This is a genomic window from Stenotrophomonas sp. KH_052, assembly GCF_057838755.1.
On the sequence record NZ_CM174475.1, the window covers coordinates 3,303,283 to 3,319,546 of the forward strand.

Genomic DNA, 16,264 nt, shown 5'->3' on the forward strand with positions numbered 1-16,264 from the left:
ATCCCATCCGCCGGGCGTGGCCCGGCGCTACCGTAACCCGCTGCGCGGGTTACTTGCTGCCGCCAGCCATGGTGCCGGCGGCGTCGATCTCGGCCTGGGCGCGGGCCGCGTAGAGCGTGCCCGGCGGCGGCTGCCGGCTGAAGAAGGTGTGCACGCCATCGAGCACCGCACCGGCGATCTTGCGCTGGTAGGCCGGGTCGATCAGGCGGCGCTCTTCATCCGGATTGGAGATGAACGCGGTTTCCACCAGCATCGCCGGCATGTCCGAAGTACGCAGCACCGCGAAGTTGGCGCGCTCGATGTTCGGCTTGTGGTTGTTGCCGATCCGCTTCAGCCCGCCCAGCACGTGGCCGGCCGCGTCCTCGGACGCCTTCATGTAGCCGCTCTGGGCCAGGTCCAGCAGTACGTTGGCCAGGGTGCCTTCGGTCTGCTGCAGGCGCACGCCGCCAACCAGGTCGGCGGCATTTTCCTTGTCCGCCAGCCAGCGGGCGCGCTGCGAGGAGGCGCCCTTGGTCGACAGCACGTACACCGACGAACCGGTGGCCGAACGGTTCTCGGCAGCGTCGGCGTGGATCGAGATGAAGATGTCGGCCTTGTTCGCACGCGCCTTCTGCGCACGCATCGGCAGCGGAATGAACACGTCGCTGTCGCGGGTCAGGTAAGCCTTCAGGCCCGGCGTCGCGTTGACCTGGCGGGCCAGCTCACGCGCCACGGCCAGGGTGACGTCCTTCTCGCGCTTGCCGGTCGGGCCGATCGCGCCTGGATCCTGGCCGCCATGGCCCGGATCAATGGCCACCACCAGGTGGCGCATGCCAGCCTGCATGCGGATGCGCGAGGCATCGCTGGGCATGACCGGGCGCGGCGGCACAACCGTCGTCGATACCGGCGCGGGGGCCGTAGCCGGCGGATTGGTCACTATCGCAGCGGTGCGCTGGCCGGCAAGGATCGCGGCCGGCGAGGAAGAAGGCGTGCTGCTGGCGGTGGTGCCGGCGGCGGCGACCTGGGCCGGCGCGGTGGACGGTGCCGGCGTCGGCGTAGCCGGTGCGGCAGCGGCAGCGCTGGCCTGCTGCTGCACCTGCGCGGTCAGCAGCGCCGTGGCACGCGCGGCGTCTGAACGCGACTGCGCGCTTTCGGCCGGCGTCGGCGCCGGTGCGGCAACCGGTGCCTGCTGCGGCGGCACGGTCGGCGTCGCCGCCGGACGGCTGGCGGCCACGGCGGGGCCATCACCCGGCCATTCGATCACCAGCTTGGATTCATTGCCCTCGCGCTGCATCTGCGGGCGGAACGGCGCCACCGATTCAGCGAGGTCGAAAACGACACGGAAGGTACCCGGCACCGGCTGTCCGGTACGCACCGCCGTGACCACGCCCTGCGCAGCCGGCATCTTCAGGTTGCGAATGGCGCTGGAGTCCGGGAAATCGACCACCAGCCGGTTCGGTCCCGCCAGCGACAAGGTCTTGTAGCCGCCGCTGCCAACCAGCGAGATTTCGGCGCGGGTGCCGGTGGCGCCCGTGTTCAGCAGGACCTGGCGGACTTCGCCGGCCCACGCACTGACGCTCGCCAGACTCAGTCCGACGGCGGCACAGATGGCAATGAGACGGTTCCCCGGGCGCATGGCTCAGGATTCAATCACCGCGCTGAACGGAATGCAACACCTTTTTCCTTAATAATCCGTAACCTGCCGGTGTTTGTTCTCGTCAGCCGACAGAAATGGCCTGCAAGTCGCCCCCTTGGGGGAGCCGTTTCAGCCATTCATGTCCGACGTCGCTGGCTCCAGTGAGACGGACGCGACGCCCCTGCCCCTCGATCTCCAGCGCCACAACCAGGTCAGTCGGCGGCAGCGCGCCAGCGCCACGCTCGGGCCATTCCACCAGCCACAGCACTGCACTGCCCTCGTCCAGCCCGAGAAAATCGAGCTCGCCGGCCTGGCCGATCCGGTACAGGTCCAGATGCCAGGCCTCGCCACCGCTGGCCAGCGGATAGCGCTCGACCAGGGTGTAGGTCGGGCTGCGGATCGCCCCCTGCACGCCCAGTGCGCGCAGCAGTGCGCGGGCGGTGGTGGATTTGCCGGCGCCCAGGTCGCCGCGCAGTTCGACCAGCGCCTGCGGCGGTCGGGTGGCGGCCAGCCACTGCCCGAGCAGTTCGGTGGCATCGCTGTCGGCAAGGAAGAAATCGATCATCGAGAAAGTTCCGGGTTGGCCAGTCGCCGCAGCGGCGACAGCAGATCAGTAGGAAGCAGGCCGCGCGCACCGTCGGCGGCAGCGATATCGCCGGCGAGCGCATGCAGCAGCGCGCCAGTGGCGGCGGCGTCGAAGGCGCTCAGGCCCTGCGCGCGCAGGCTGGCGATGATGCCGGTCAGCAGGTCCCCCATGCCACCCACAGCCATGCCGGGATTGCCGGCGGCAATCAGCCGTGGCCCGTGTCCAGGGGCGGCCACGATGCTGCCGGCCCCTTTCAGCACCACCACCGCGTGGAAACGTTCGGCCAGTGCCTGTGCGCTGGTGAAGCGGTCGGCCTGGATGTCAGACGTGCTGCAGCCGAGCAGACGCGCAGCCTCGCCCGGGTGCGGCGTGAGAATGGCTTCGGGCAATGCGCGCGGGTCCTGCGCCAGCAGGTTCAGGGCATCGGCATCGATCACCAGCGGCTTGCCGCATGCCAGCACCCGCGCAAACAATGCACGTGCCCACTCGTCCTGGCCCAGCCCGGGCCCGATCGCCACCACCCTGGCCTTGTCCAGCAGCGCCGGCAGTGCGTCACCATCTTCCAGTGCATGGGTCATGGCCTCGGGCAGCCGAGCCAGCAACGGGCCAACGTGGTCGCGGCGGGTGCCGAGGCTGAGCAGGCCCGCGCCTGCCCGCAGCGCCGCTTCGGCGGCCATCGCGATGGCGCCGCCGCTGCCGTGGTTGCCGCCCACGCACAGCACATGGCCGGATTCACCCTTGTGGGTATTGGCACGGCGCGGCCGCAGCAGGGCCGGCAAGCGCGGCTGCGTCCAGTGCTCCGCCGCTGGCGCCACGCCCAGCCATGCCGCCGTTGGCAGTTGCAGCGGCGCCAGCTGCTTCTGTCCGCAATGATCCAGCGCGTCACCGGTATACAGGCCGCGATGCGCCACGATGAACTGCAGGGTCAGCGCGGCCCTGACCGCCACGCCGGGTACGGCGCCGCGGTCGGCATCGACGCCACTGGGGACGTCCAGCGCCAATACCGGTGCCACCTGCGCGTTGAGCGCGACAATCATGGCCTGCGCCGCGCCCTCCGGCGCGCGGTCGAAGCCCAGCCCGAACAGGCCATCGACCCAGATGTCGGCCTCGGGCAGCGTGCCGTCGAATGCGGTAACAGTGCCCCCCGCGCGGGCGAAGTCCGATGCCGCACGCCGCGCCAGTGCGGTCGACGGCAGCTTGCCCGGCAAGCTGATCACCTTCAGCGGCCGCCCGGCCTGCAGCGCATGGCTGGCCAGCACGTAGCCATCGCCGCCGTTGTTGCCCGCGCCGGCCACCACGCCGATCCGTTGCGCCTGCGGCCAGCGCTGCAGCAGGCACTGCCAGGCCGCCTGGCCGGCCTGCGCCATCAGGTCCCAGCCGCCATCGGCAGCCAGTGCCGAGGCCTGCGCATCGAGCGCACGCGCGGCAGCGGAATCGAACAGATCGGCAAGGTTGGCCATGCAGGGATTTTATACTGGTGCACATGTCCCCCGTCCCCGCCCCTGTCGATCCGGCCCAGGCCGTGCAGCGCATCCGTGAACTGGCCCGTGCGCATGGCTTCCAGCGCTGCGGCATTGCCGGCATCGAACTGGGCGAGGATGAAGCGCATCTGGCCGACTGGCTGGGCCAGGGCCTGTACGGCACGATGGACTGGATGGCGCGCCACGGCACCCTGCGCGCACGCCCGGCCGAGCTGCTGCCCGGCACCGTGCGGGTGATCTCGCTAGGCATGGATTACAGCCACAAGGACGACACCGAAGCCTGGGCAACCCTGGCCGATCCCGGCCGCGCCTACGTGGCCCGTTACGCGCTGGGCCGCGACTACCACAAGCTGATGCGCAACCGCCTGCAGAAGCTGGCCACGCAGATCAACGATGAAGTGGCACCGCTGGGCTACCGCGTGTTCGTCGATTCGGCACCGGTGCTGGAACGCGCACTGGCGCGCAACGCCGGGCTCGGCTGGATCGGCAAGCACACCTGCCTGATCGACCGCCACGGCGGCTCCTGGTTCTTCATCGGCGAGATCTACATCGATATCCCGCTGCCGATCGATGCAGCGGCCACAGCACACTGCGGTACCTGCACGCGCTGCATCGATGTCTGCCCGACCCAGGCCATCACCGGCCCGCAGCGGCTGGACGCGCGGCGCTGTATCTCCTACCTGACCATCGAACACGATGGCGCCATCCCCAAAGACATGCGGCCGCTGATCGGCAACCGCATCTACGGCTGCGATGACTGCCAGCTGGTCTGCCCTTGGAACAAGTTCGCCAAGCGCACCGACGAAGCCGACTTCCGTGCACGCAACAACCTCGATACCGCGCGACTGGACCAGCTGTTCGCCTGGGACGAAGCAGAATTCCTGCGCCGCACCGAAGGCAGCCCGATCCGCCGCAGCGGCCATGAACGCTGGCTGCGCAACATCGCCGTGGCGCTGGGCAACGCACCGGCCTCGGCCGAGGCGTTGGCCGCGTTGCATACCCGCGTCGATGATCCCTCGCCGCTGGTGCGTGAACACGTGCAGTGGGCACTGGCCCAGCACGGCGCCCGCTGACGTGCGATCCTGAGCCCCCGTTCCACCCGCCGCACGCCGTTCCCATGCAGCCACGCAACAACGACATCCTCACCCCCAGCCAACTCAACACCCTGGCCCGCGACCTGCTGGAAGGCAGCTTCCCGGCGATCTGGGTCGAGGCCGAACTGGGCAACGTGGCGCGGCCTTCCTCCGGGCACCTGTATTTCACCCTGAAGGACGCACGTGCGCAGCTGCGCGCGGCGATGTTCCGGATGAAGGCGCAGTACCTGAAGTTCGTGCCGCGCGAAGGCATGCGCGTGCTGGTGCGCGGCAAGGTGACGCTGTACGACGCCCGTGGCGAGTACCAGATGGTGCTGGACCACATGGAAGAAGCCGGCGAAGGCGCACTGCGCCGCGCCTTCGAGGAGTTGAAGGCACGGCTTGAAGCCGAAGGCCTGTTCGATCCGGCGCGCAAGCGCCCGATGCCGGCGCACGTGCGGCGCCTGGCGGTGATCACCTCACCCACTGGCGCTGCCGTGCGCGACGTGCTGAGCGTGCTCGGCCGCCGTTTCCCGCTGCTGGAAGTGGACCTGCTGCCGACCCTGGTCCAGGGCAACAGTGCCGCGGCGCAGATCACCCGCCTGCTGCAGGCCGCCGATGCCAGCGGCCGCTACGACGTGATCCTGCTGACCCGAGGTGGTGGATCGCTGGAAGACCTGTGGGCGTTCAACGATGAAGCGCTGGCCCGTGCGATCGCCGCCAGCCGCACCCCGGTGGTGTCGGCAGTGGGCCACGAAACCGACTTCAGCCTCAGCGATTTCGCCGCCGACCTGCGCGCACCCACGCCGTCGGTCGCCGCCGAGCTGCTGGTGCCGGACCAGCGCGAACTGGCGCTGCGCCTGCGCCGCAATGCCGCGCGCATGGTGCAGCTGCAACGGCATACGATGCAGCAGGCCATGCAGCGCGCCGACCGCGCCCTGCTGCGTCTGAACGCCCAGAGCCCGCAGGCCCGGCTGGACCTGCTGCGCCGCCGCCAGGTTGACCTGGGCCGGCGCCTGCACGCTGCCTTCAACCAGCAGCAGGAGCGCCGTGCTGCGCGCCTGCGGCATGCGGCTGCGATCCTGCGCGGGCACCATCCGCAGCGCCAGCTCGACGCGATGCAGCGCCGCCTGGCTGCCCTGCGCGGGCGCCCGCAGATTGCGATGCAGCGCCTGCTGGAACGCGATGCACTGCGCCTGCGCGGGCTGGCGCGTTCGCTGGAAGCGGTCAGCCCGCTGGCGACCGTGGCCCGTGGCTACAGCATCCTGACCCGCAGCGATGACGGCACACTGGTACGGCAGGTCGACCAGGTGCAGCCGGGTGACGCCCTGCAGGCTCGCGTCGGTGACGGCGTGATCGACGTGCAGGTCAAGTAAAGGGTTGTTCGGCAGGGCTGCGCCCTGCACCTGCTGAGGCTTCAAGCCAAGGCAACGTCAACGTCAAAATCGAGCATTCCGTGGGATGGCGGGGCGGTGTCGGAGTGCGGGGACGCTGCAAGTACGTCCCTGTAAGCTTGGCAGCCGCATCCATGCGGCTGACACCCCGCACTCAGACACCGCCCCACCTCTGACAGATTCCGAAGGCTGTTGGTAGGTGTCGACCTTGGTCGACACGGTAGATCCACGCATGCGTGGATGAATCTCCATCGGAATCAAATATTTCGATATCGGAACGATTTGAGCCGAGCATGGCTCGGCTCTACAGAAGAGCGAAGAAATCGCGAGAATCTGTCGAAGGCGGGGTGGGTCCGGTTGTGGGAGTGTCCGCGGCATGGATGCCGCGGCCAAGCCCCCATGGACGGGTTTACGGCGTCTCCCGCAACCGGACCCACACCGCCATCCCACGGAATGCACGCTGTTGCAGTTGCTGTTGCTGTTGCTCTGGCTTGTAGCAGGTGCAGGGCGCAGCCCTGCCGAACAACCCCCTACTTTGCCTGCTCGCAGAACTTCTGCCGGTACTCGAGCGCCTTCGGCATCAGCGCCTGCAGGTTCTGGATGCGGGTACCCGGGTTGGGATGGGTCGAGGAGAATTCCGGTGGTGCCTGGCCACCGCTGGCCTGGCCCATGCGCTGCCACAGCGGCACCGCCTCGCGTGGATCGAAGCAGGCCGCCGCCGCCAGCATCAGCCCCACCTCGTCAGCCTGGGTCTCGTGGCTGCGCGCGTAGGGCAGCAGGTAACCGTAGCCCATCGCCGACATCATCATCTGTTGCTGCTGCGCGTCCATGCCGCTGGCAGCGCCAGCCACCTGCCCGATCTGGGTCAGCTTCTGCTGGGCCATGCGCTGTGCACCGTGGCGCAGCAGCGCATGGGCGATTTCATGGCCCATCACCACTGCCATCGCATCGCGGGTGCGTGCCACCGGCACCAGGCCGGTGTAGACCGCCATCTTGCCGCCAGGCAGGCAGAACGCATTGGCCTGCTCGGACGGGATCACGTTCACTTCCCACTGGAAATCACGCGCGAAATGCGCCGGCTGCACGCCGTGCTCCTGCGCCAGCGCGGTCTCCACCACGTCCACCTTGGCGATCAGGCGCTGGGCGATGTCGCGCACGTCGCGTGCGATCGGCGCATTCGGGTCCATCGGCCGTTCCTGCGACAGGATCTGCTGGTAGGCCTGCAGCCCCAGTGCGGTCTCCTGGCGCGCATCCAGGCTGCTGTCGATCATCACCTTCTCGCCGGTGTAGGGGTCGACCGTGCGGTTGGAGAACCAGTAGAACGCGGCGTAGCCGGCGGCCAGCAGCAGCACCCACCACCGGATGTTGCCGAACAGGCCGCGTCGCTGCGGGCCCTGCTGCGAGCGGGAGAAGGGATCGTTGCTCATCGGGAGATCTTCCAGCAGCCCCGCCGGCTGGCGGGTACGGCGCAATCTTAGTGCGCCGATGCCCGTAGCGGGTGAAGCCGGACGCCGATCAGATGCCGCGCACCAGGCGGAAGCCGATGCGCGCGTTGGTGGTGTCCGAGTCCTGTGATTGCCGCCAGGCCGCGCGGGTCTGCTCGGGCGCGTTGGCCCAGTTGCCACCACGGATCACCCGTGCCCGGCAGCCCGGGTTGAACCAGGCCGCGCCATCGGAGGGCGCACGCCGGTAGCTGGCGTGCCAGCAATCGGCCACCCACTCGCTGAGGTTGCCGCCCATGTCGTGCAGGCCGTACGCATTGGCCCGGAAGCTGGCCACCGGTGCCGGCCCCCACCAGCCGTCGCCATAACCGACGAAGGCGTTGTGCCAGTGCCGCCCGGAGGGCGACACATCCTTGCTGCCGGTGAAGTTGCCACTGCCCGGCGGCGGTATGCCGGCATCGCCCCACGGATAGCGGCCACTGCTGCCGCCACGCAGCGCGTACTCGAACTCAGCCTCACTGGGCAACCGATAGCTGCGACCGGTCTGCTCGGACAACCAGACCGCATAGTTCTCGGCGTCCCGCACGCTGACATGCATCACCGGGGCATTGCCCATCGCGCGGCCACCGTCGTAATCCGAGCGCCAGTCCACGCCGCTGCGGCGGATGAAGTTGCCGCTACGTTCGTCATAGACCACCGAATGACCGCGACGGCTCGCACGTGGCCGCGCATTGGTCGCCTTCACGTAGCGCTCGAAATCGCCAACCGTGACCTCGGTGATCGCCATCGCGAAGCCACGATCGAAACGCACGTAATGCGAGGGCCGTTCGGAATCAGTGGAGCCCGGCTCCGCATCACCAGCGCCCATCTGGAAGCCACCATGCGGCACCACCACCATCTGCGGCCCGCGTCCGCCATCGCGCATGGCGTCGCTGAACACCTGGCCCGGGCGGAAGCTACCGTAGTGCGTGGCCAGGTCGATGCGCTCTCGCAGCTGGGCGACCACCGGGTCACCCGGCAGGGCGATGCGCAGGGCTTCGCCCAGCTTCTCGCGCGCCGGCTTCAAGCCCTGCGGCGTGGCCAGGTCCCGCAGGCCGTCGTCGCGCAGCTGCAGCAATACGGTCGCCCGGATCTGCTCGATGCGCTCGAATGCATCGGCAATGGTCGGCGACGAGTCGCGGACCTTGCTGGCCTCGGCCAACCAGCTGCCGGCACTGGCGAAATCACGCGCACGCGCGGCCTCCTCGGCACGCCGGATCAGCCCGCTCTCGGCCGCTGCCAGGCCCTGGTGCGCCCGGCTGTTTTGTTCATCCAGCGCCAGCGCCTCGCGGAAATTGCCGATCGCACCGTCGCCGTCCTCGCCAATCCGGTCGGCGCGCAGGTCCTCTTCGCCGGCACGGTTGTAGGCCACCACCCGCTGCGCGTTCTCCACCCGGCCCTGCAGCGCCCGCACGGTCTCGTCCTTGGGCGCCAGGGTCAGCAGCACCAGTGCCTGTCGGCTGGCCTCGGCCAGTGCTTCGCGCTGTTTCAGCGGCCGTACCAGCAGCGCATCGGTCTGCTGCTGCAGGCGCTGGCGCGCGCGCTGCAGGCCCAGTCGCGCCTGGCGGTCATCCGGGTCTTCTTCCTGGACAGCCAGCCACAGCGGGATGGCCGCGTCGGCGTCCTCGTACAGGCGGCCATCGGCGTACGCCTGCGTTGCGGCACGGCGCAACTGGGCCAGGCTGCGGCCCTGCCGGTCCACCCGTGGCGGCGTCCACTGCTGCACGTCCTCTGCGGCATCCTCGCCGGCGATGGTCACACTGCCCAGGGCCGGCTGCGGGCTGTCATCGGCGCCCTTGCCCGCACCTGGACGCAGGTCATCGGCTGCCGTCCGGTCCGCCGTCGCGGGGGGCGACGGCGTGCAACCGGCCAGGGCCACGGCCAGGGCGGTGCACAGCACGGACGACAGCGGAAAACGCAAGCGGGATCTCCTTCGGCACGGACGCGGACCGACGTTAGGCTATTCTCCCCTGCCTGAGCAAACCCGAGTAGTAGGCCCTGACCCGTGGCAACCTGGATCACCACCCCCACCGAGCTGGATGCGTACTTCCAGCAGCGCCCCTCCCGCATCGGCCTTGACACCGAATTCATTCGTGAGCGCACCTTCTGGCCGCAGCTGGCACTGGTGCAGATGGCGGTCGGCCAGGACATCCTGCTGATCGACCCGCTGATTCCCGGCATGACCGAGGCGCTGGCGCCGTGGCTGGCCGATGAATCGATCATCAAGGTGATGCACAGCGCCAGCGAAGACCTGGTCGCCTTCAAGTGGGCCTGCGGCGTGCTGCCACGACCGCTGTTCGACACCCAGATCGGCGCGTCGCTGGCCGGCATCGGCGGCGGCATGGGCTACCAGAAGCTGGTGGCGGAGATCACCGGCGTGGCATTGGCCAAGGGCGAGACCCGCTCGGACTGGATGCGCCGGCCGCTGTCGGAGTCGCAGCTGCAGTACGCCGCCGACGACGTCGAGCATCTGTTTGCGATGCATGACGCCATCGATGCCAAGCTGCAGGCGCTCGGCCGCCAGCAGTGGCTGCATGACGACGGCGAGCGCCTGCTGGCCAGCGTCGCCAATGACGAGGACCGCTGGCCGCACTTGTCGATGCGCTCGGCGCAGTTCCTTGATGCCGCCGCGCAGCACCGCCTGCTGCGCCTGCTGCGCTGGCGCGATGTGCAGGCACGCAGCAGCGACCGCCCGCGCAGCTGGATCCTGGACAACGAACTGGCGGCGACCCTGGCGCGTACGCCACCGGCCGACGCCGACGCGCTGGCCAAGCTGTTCGAGCAGTTCCCCAAGGCACCGCGCAAGCTCGCCGCTGCGGTGTGGCAGGCGCTGGACACACCGCTCGCCGACGAAGCCGAAGCGCCGCTGGCGCTGCCGGCCAACGACAGCAACAAGCAGGCGCTGAAGAAGCTGCAGGATGCGGTGGCCGAACGCAGCCGAGAGCTGGGCCTGCCCGATGGCATCCTTGCCTCGCGCAAGCACCTCGAAAGCTATCTGGAGCGTCGCCAATGGCCCGCCGCACTGGCCGGCTGGCGCCAGCAGGAACTGGAATCGCGGCTGCAGGCACTGCTGCCGGCACGTTGATGGCACAAGGCGCCGGACCACGCCGGCGCCGTGCACCTCAGGCCTGCAGGGGCCGTGCTAGGGTTTGCCGGTACTGACAAGGAGACGTCGATGCAGACCCTCAAGATCGCGACCGCCTGCGCACTGCTGCTAACCCCGTTGGTCCTGGCATGCGCTGGGCAGGCCGCACCGCTTTCCTATGCACAGGAAAAGGAGAACACAGCCAAGCTGGTGGACATCATTGACGGTGCCACCCGCGATGGTCTGGTTGCCGTGCTGGTGCCGGCCCCGTATGTCGTGCACAACGGTGGGCCAGGCGTCGGCTCTCCGGTCCCCGGCTTTCATCTGGGCAACCGCTCGACCGACCTGCCCGGGTTCTCGACGCGGGTGTCCTTCCAGCACAAGGACATTCCCTCCCAGGGCTATGTGCAGCTGTTCAACACCAACGAACTGGAAACCGGCCCGCAGCGGACGGTGTTGATGGACGTGTTCGAGGTGCATCTGATTCCGCCGGGCACCTATCTGCTGAACGGTGCGGAGAACTACCGCCTGAACACCCGCGTGGCCAAGCTGAAGCCGCTGGGGACCATGGACGAAGTATCGAAGGACATCGGCGCCACCCGCCTTGCCGACGTCGACTACCGTTTCTATTCCTGGAAGAAGGTCTGGGTACCACCGGGCGTCCTGACCGATCAGCACTCCCAGCAGGTCTGCATCTCGGTGCACGTGGCTTCTGGCAACTGCGTGGCATGGGGCACCCAGAACTACGAAACCTCGCGCCCGACCGAAGGCTACTGGGATGACAGGATCGTCCCTGAAGACATCCCTGCCGTACGCATCCAGGCGGTCATCGCCAAGGCCCACGCGCCACTGGCCTTCACTGCCCACGAAGGGCAGATCCTGCTCAGCCCCTTCATTGTTGCCGCCGACGGCGATATCGATTTCAACGCGAACGACTGCGCACCGGTCGACAAGCTGACGGGCTGCGCCCTGCGCCGCTTCAGGGTGCACTACCAACCCGCGCCGTTGGACGCTGCACGCAAGCACATCGCAATCACCTCGCGCGGCCTCAACGGCAAGCAGCGCGAGGTACTGGAGCGGATGGAGGCGATGCAGCTGCAGGTGCTGGGCCCCAGTGCGCCGTCCGATGCAGCGCTGGGCAAGGGCGTCAGCGCCACTCCTTGAGCACGGATGATGCCTGGCCAGCAACGAAAAACGGCGCTCGATGAGCGCCGTTTCCGTTACACGACGGGGTAAGGCTTACCAGTTCATGTTCAGCGAGACACCCACGGTGCGCGGCTCGTTGTAGACCGCAGCCATGTAGTTCTCGATCACACCCTTGAGGTTCTTCTCGTTGGTGATGTTGCGCGCGAACAGCGCCACTTCGTAGGCACCGTAGTTGCCGGAGTAGCCGATCTTCAGGCCGCCTTCGAAGTCACCCTTGGAGTTGAATTCCTTGCTGTCGTACAGCACGAAGCTGGTGTAACCCTGCTTGTTCCAGTCAGTGGAGACGAACATGGTGCCTGCGTCGCTGACCGGGAAGTCGTAGCGGGCGGCCAGGTTGACGTTGTACTTCGGCGCGTTCGGCAGCGGGTTGCCATCGATCTGCGCGAAGGTGTTGGCGCCGACCTTGATGGTCGGGTCGCCGACGGTGCAGACCACCTGGCCGTTGAGGCCGCAGACCTGCGCGTACACGCGCTTGTCCTTGATCTCGCTGTGCAGCAGGCTCAGGCCGGCGCTCAGGGTCAGGTTCGGGATCGGGCGCAGCTCCATGTCCGCTTCGAAGCCGTATGCCTTGGCCTTGTCGGCGTTGAACAGCACGCCGTTGCCGTCCGAATCGTTGCCGTTGAGCTGGATGTCGTTGACGGTGTAGGTGAACGCGGTGGCGTTCAGGCGCAGGCGGTTGTCCCACAGGCTGCTCTTCACGCCCGCTTCCCAGGACAGGATCGTCTCGGAATCGGCGGTGGTGAAATCGGCATTGAACACCGCCGAACGGCCCTGGATGGTCGGGCCGCGGAAGCCGCGTGCGACCTTGGCGTAGACGCTCACGTCCGGCGTGATCTGGTACATCGCGCTCAGATCCCAGCTCGGGGTGGTGTCGGACATCTTGACGTCGGTGCGGCCCTTGTAGGTGACCACGCCGGCAGCGGTGTCCGCGGTCTTCAGCAGGCGCGTGTGCTTCTCGTCCTTGGTCTGGCGCAGGCCAGCGGTGACGGTGAACTTGTCGGTGAACGCGTAGCTGAGCTGGCCGAAACCGGCCCACGAGGTGTTCTTGTTGCGCAGGCGCACCCAGTTGTTCGGGTTGCGTGCGGCACCGTTGAGGAACCAGGCGCGCTGGTAGAAATCGGTGGTGTCGCTGCCGTTGAAGTAGAACGCACCAGCTTGCCACTGCAGGGCGCTGTCGTCATGGCTGGCCAGGCGGAATTCCTGGGTCCACTGGTCCAGATCACGGATGCGGCCCATCGACTGGCCGTAACCGTTCGGCACGCCGTTGACCGGGAAGTTCACCGCAGCGCCGCCGTCGGTGTCGCCACGGCTGTAGCCGGAGGTGGTCTCGTAGGCGGTGATCGAGGTGAAGTCGATCGCGCCGAAGTCGTAACGCGCCTTCACCGAGCCGCCGTAGGTCTTGTACGCCTGCGGGTTGTTGCCGGCTTCGTCGTAGGCGACCTTGTCGCGCGGCACGTCGGTCTTGTTCGAGCCCTTGGTCAGCGCACCGCGCAGGAACAGGGTCGAGGTGCCTTCGTAGTCACGGGCGTGGGCCGAGGCCAGGATCGAGAACTGGTCGCTCGGGGTCAGCAGCAGCTGGGCGCGCACGTTGCGGTCATCGAAGCCGCCCATGGCGTTCTTCTTCGGGCTGACCGTGCCGTCGGCGCTCGGGCCCTTGTAGGTGTTGTCGACGTAGTCGTCGCGGTGCTGGTACAGGGCCGACACGCGGAACGAGGCGATGTCGTTGATCGGGCCGCCGAAGCCGCCGTCGATCGACACGCTGTTGTAGGTCGCATAGCTGGCGCTGACACGGCCGGTGTAGTCCTGGGTCGGCTTCAGCGTGTCGAACTTGATGATGCCGGCGGTGGTGTTGCGGCCGAACAACGAGCCCTGCGGGCCGCGCAGCACTTCCACCTGGTCCACGTCATAGACCGGGTTGGACTTCAGCACCACGTGCTCCAGCACCACATCGTCCTGGATGATCGACACTGGCTGCGAAGCACCCAGGTAGAAGTCGATGTTGCCCAGGCCGCGGATGTAGAAGCGCGGGAAAATGCGGCCGGTGGTGGTTTCCGCATACAGGCTCGGCACGCGGCCGGACAGCGCCAGCAGGGTGTCGTCGCCGCCAGCGGTGAAGTCGCGCATGCGCTCGCCCTGCACCACGCCGACCGAGACCGGCACTTCCTGCAGGTTCTGCTCACGGTGTTCGGCGGTCACGGTGATGGTGTCCAGCCCGGTCGGGGTCGGCGCACTGTCCTGCGCCGAGGCGCCGAAGCTGGCAGCCAGGGCCACGCCGGCACAGGCCAGCGCCAGCGGGTGGCGGCGGAAGGAAACGAAGGAAGACGACATACCCGACAGGCGGCGGGAATCGGTATGGGAGGGCATGGAATGCTCTGAGGAGGCGTCCGTGCGGCCTGCGCGAGCCGGGCGGCAAAAAGGAGGAAAACTGCGCAAGCCGTCATTATCCCCCAAATTGTTACGATTTCGTTGCGCGGCACCCAAACCCGGCGAAACAAGCGGTTTCGGCACAGTCACCCGGCACTTCGCGGGCCCAGCGCATTACCTGGGGTCAGATCCGTTTTCCTCAGGAAAAAGGATCTGACCCCGAATTGAGAGTCATCAATGCCACGTCGACCATCGCCAGCAGCCGCTCACGGCTGATGCCGTCACGGGCCTGCACCGAAATGCCGTGCAGCACGGTGGCAAAATGGTCGCCCAGCGCCTGCACCGCGACCCCGGCAGGAAGTTCGCCGGCGGCCTGCGCCTGCTGCAGGCGCGCGATGATCGCCGCGGTGCGCTGGCGGCGATGGCTGGCCAACCAGTCCCGTACGCCCTCGCCATCGGGCGACACGCTGCTGGCCGAGGACACCACCAGGCAGCCATGCGGTCGGCCACGGCGGGTGTAGGTCAGCACCGCATCGCGCAGCATGCTGCCAATCGCCTCGCGCAACGATGCCTGTTCCAGCGCGCGTGGCGCGAAACCGCCCTCGCCGTCCTCGTACAGCGCAACGGCTTCGCGGAACAACTGCTCCTTGCTGCCGAACGCGGCATAGATGCGCGCCGATGCAATGCCCAGCGCTTCCACCAGCGCTGACATCGAGGTGCCTTCATAGCCGTGCTGCCAGAACAGCAGCATCGCCTTGCGCAATGCCTGGTCCCTGTCGAATTCGCGCGGTCGCCCTGCCATCTGCCTGCCTGCCGTTCTGAGGCGCGCAGTGTAACGCGGGTGTTGACCGCATCGATGGTCGCGCCTATTCTTTGTTGATCGACCAACAATTGGAGCAGCACATGCAGACCCTCAAGGGCCCCAGCCTGCACCTGGCGCAGTTCGCCGGCGACCAGGCCCCGTTCAACTCGCTTGCCGGCATTGCCGCGTGGGCGGCCGGCCACGGTTTCAAGGCGCTGCAGATTCCGGCCTGGGATGCACGCCTGTTCGACCTGTCCACCGCCGCCGACAGCCAGGACTACTGCGACGACATCCGCGGCACGCTGGCCGAGCACGGCCTGCAGGTCAGCGAACTGACCACCCACATCCTCGGCCAGCTGGTGGCTGTGCATCCGGCCTACGATGAACTCTGCGACGGCTTCGCCCCCGAAGCGCTGCGTGGCAATCCGCAGGCGCGTACCGAGTGGGCACAGCAGCAGCTGCACCTGGCCGCCCGCGCGTCGCGCCGCTTGGGCCTGCAGGACATGGGCACCTTCTCCGGCTCGTTCGCCTGGCCCTACCTGTTCCCGTTCCCGCAGCGTCCGCCGGGCCTGATCGATGCAGCCTTCGATGAACTGGCACGTCGCTGGCGGCCGATCCTCGATACCTGCGAGGACAACGGCATCAACCTCTGCTACGAGATCCATCCCAGCGAAGACCTGCACGATGGCACCAGCTTCGAGCGCTTCTTCGAGCGTGTCGGCCAGCATGAACGCTGCCGCATCCTGTTCGATCCCAGCCACTTCGTGCTACAGCAGCTGGACTACCTGCAGTACCTGGACATCTACCACCCACTGATCCGCATGTTCCATGTCAAGGACGCGGAATTCCGCCCCAGCGGGCGCCAGGGCATCTACGGCGGTTACGCCGACTGGACCGAGCGGGCGGGCCGTTTCCGCTCGCTGGGCGATGGCCAGGTCGACTTCAAGTCGATCTTCTCCAAGCTGGCCCAGTACGACTACCAGGGTTGGGCAACGCTGGAATGGGAGTGCTGCCTGAAGGACCAGGAAGCCGGTGCACGCGAAGGCGCCGCCTTCATCCGCGACCACATCATTCCGGTCACCGACAAGATCTTCGACGACTTCGCCGGCGCGCCGATCAGCACCGCACAGATGCAGCAGATGCTCGGCATCGCCTGAGCCCCAACGGAGCAACCCCC

At 67.7% G+C, this 16,264-nt stretch carries 12 protein-coding genes; 5 read left to right on the plus strand and 7 right to left on the minus strand.

Annotated elements, in window-relative coordinates; genetic code table 11:
* Nucleotides 1-49 precede the first annotated feature (49 nt).
* The 3 genes from AC3ITW_RS15255 to AC3ITW_RS15265 all read right to left on the minus strand — a co-directional run bounded on the left by AC3ITW_RS15255 (nucleotide 50) and on the right by AC3ITW_RS15265 (nucleotide 3,661).
* Nucleotides 50-1,615 (minus strand): N-acetylmuramoyl-L-alanine amidase, encoded by a 1,566-nt coding sequence (locus tag AC3ITW_RS15255; protein WP_100435021.1) that lies wholly within the window; start codon nucleotides 1,613-1,615, stop codon nucleotides 50-52.
* An 82-nt stretch (nucleotides 1,616-1,697) separates the two neighbouring features.
* On the minus strand, nucleotides 1,698-2,180 hold the full coding sequence (tsaE, locus tag AC3ITW_RS15260; RefSeq protein ID WP_012511659.1) for a tRNA (adenosine(37)-N6)-threonylcarbamoyltransferase complex ATPase subunit type 1 TsaE: 483 nt from the start codon (nucleotides 2,178-2,180) through the stop codon (nucleotides 1,698-1,700).
* Nucleotides 2,177-3,661 carry an NAD(P)H-hydrate dehydratase gene (locus AC3ITW_RS15265; protein ID WP_489389698.1) on the minus strand — a complete coding sequence of 495 codons (1,485 nt, stop codon included), beginning with the start codon at nucleotides 3,659-3,661 and terminating at the stop codon, nucleotides 2,177-2,179. Before AC3ITW_RS15265 ends, tsaE begins: the two co-directional genes overlap by 4 nt.
* A 23-nt stretch (nucleotides 3,662-3,684) precedes the next feature.
* Between AC3ITW_RS15265 and queG the strand changes: the two genes are divergently transcribed.
* A complete protein-coding gene (queG, locus tag AC3ITW_RS15270; protein WP_489389699.1) occupies nucleotides 3,685-4,755 on the plus strand; it encodes a tRNA epoxyqueuosine(34) reductase QueG in 1,071 nt (356 codons plus the stop codon).
* A 44-nt stretch (nucleotides 4,756-4,799) separates the two neighbouring features.
* Nucleotides 4,800-6,131: an exodeoxyribonuclease VII large subunit gene (gene xseA, locus AC3ITW_RS15275; protein WP_100435023.1), complete on the plus strand. Its 1,332-nt coding sequence runs from the start codon at nucleotides 4,800-4,802 to the stop codon at nucleotides 6,129-6,131.
* A gap of 548 nt (nucleotides 6,132-6,679) precedes the next feature.
* Here xseA and AC3ITW_RS15280 read toward each other — a convergent pair.
* Nucleotides 6,680-7,576, minus strand: a complete 897-nt coding sequence (locus AC3ITW_RS15280) for a M48 family metallopeptidase (RefSeq protein WP_065724304.1) — start codon at nucleotides 7,574-7,576, stop codon at nucleotides 6,680-6,682.
* Between the two features lie 88 nt (nucleotides 7,577-7,664).
* A complete protein-coding gene (locus AC3ITW_RS15285) occupies nucleotides 7,665-9,551 on the minus strand; it encodes a formylglycine-generating enzyme family protein (protein WP_489389700.1) in 1,887 nt (628 codons plus the stop codon).
* A gap of 84 nt (nucleotides 9,552-9,635) precedes the next feature.
* Here AC3ITW_RS15285 and rnd point away from each other — a divergent pair, with 84 nt between their 5' ends.
* Nucleotides 9,636-10,715 (plus strand): ribonuclease D, encoded by a 1,080-nt coding sequence (gene rnd, locus AC3ITW_RS15290; protein ID WP_100435026.1) that lies wholly within the window; start codon nucleotides 9,636-9,638, stop codon nucleotides 10,713-10,715.
* A 90-nt stretch (nucleotides 10,716-10,805) separates the two neighbouring features.
* Nucleotides 10,806-11,879, plus strand: a complete 1,074-nt coding sequence (locus AC3ITW_RS15295; RefSeq protein WP_100435027.1) for a hypothetical protein — start codon at nucleotides 10,806-10,808, stop codon at nucleotides 11,877-11,879.
* A gap of 75 nt (nucleotides 11,880-11,954) precedes the next feature.
* Here the strand turns inward: AC3ITW_RS15295 and AC3ITW_RS15300 are convergent, their stop codons facing one another.
* Together AC3ITW_RS15300 and AC3ITW_RS15305 are read right to left on the minus strand one after the other, a co-directional pair.
* Nucleotides 11,955-14,285, minus strand: coding sequence for a TonB-dependent receptor (locus AC3ITW_RS15300; RefSeq protein WP_032971731.1), 2,331 nt, complete (start codon nucleotides 14,283-14,285; stop codon nucleotides 11,955-11,957).
* Nucleotides 14,286-14,484: 199 nt separating this feature from the next.
* Nucleotides 14,485-15,087 carry a TetR/AcrR family transcriptional regulator gene (locus tag AC3ITW_RS15305; protein WP_448123243.1) on the minus strand — a complete coding sequence of 201 codons (603 nt, stop codon included), beginning with the start codon at nucleotides 15,085-15,087 and terminating at the stop codon, nucleotides 14,485-14,487.
* Nucleotides 15,088-15,188: 101 nt separating this feature from the next.
* Between AC3ITW_RS15305 and AC3ITW_RS15310 the strand changes: the two genes are divergently transcribed.
* Complete coding sequence (locus AC3ITW_RS15310) at nucleotides 15,189-16,244, plus strand: sugar phosphate isomerase/epimerase family protein (protein WP_006380253.1); 1,056 nt, start codon at nucleotides 15,189-15,191, stop codon at nucleotides 16,242-16,244.
* Nucleotides 16,245-16,264: the final 20 nt, after the last annotated feature.

Excerpts from the sequence above, each read along its gene's own strand:
- AC3ITW_RS15255 (WP_100435021.1), bottom strand. The coding sequence starts at position 1,615 with ATGCGCCCGGGGAACCGTCTCATTGCCATCTGTGCCGCCGTCGGACTG.
- tsaE (WP_012511659.1), bottom strand. The coding sequence starts at position 2,180 with ATGATCGATTTCTTCCTTGCCGACAGCGATGCCACCGAACTGCTCGGG.
- AC3ITW_RS15265 (WP_489389698.1), bottom strand. The coding sequence starts at position 3,661 with ATGGCCAACCTTGCCGATCTGTTCGATTCCGCTGCCGCGCGTGCGCTC.
- queG (WP_489389699.1), top strand. The coding sequence starts at position 3,685 with ATGTCCCCCGTCCCCGCCCCTGTCGATCCGGCCCAGGCCGTGCAGCGC.
- xseA (WP_100435023.1), top strand. The coding sequence starts at position 4,800 with ATGCAGCCACGCAACAACGACATCCTCACCCCCAGCCAACTCAACACC.
- AC3ITW_RS15280 (WP_065724304.1), bottom strand. The coding sequence starts at position 7,576 with ATGAGCAACGATCCCTTCTCCCGCTCGCAGCAGGGCCCGCAGCGACGC.
- AC3ITW_RS15295 (WP_100435027.1), top strand. The coding sequence starts at position 10,806 with ATGCAGACCCTCAAGATCGCGACCGCCTGCGCACTGCTGCTAACCCCG.
- AC3ITW_RS15300 (WP_032971731.1), bottom strand. The coding sequence starts at position 14,285 with ATGCCCTCCCATACCGATTCCCGCCGCCTGTCGGGTATGTCGTCTTCC.
- AC3ITW_RS15305 (WP_448123243.1), bottom strand. The coding sequence starts at position 15,087 with ATGGCAGGGCGACCGCGCGAATTCGACAGGGACCAGGCATTGCGCAAG.
- AC3ITW_RS15310 (WP_006380253.1), top strand. The coding sequence starts at position 15,189 with ATGCAGACCCTCAAGGGCCCCAGCCTGCACCTGGCGCAGTTCGCCGGC.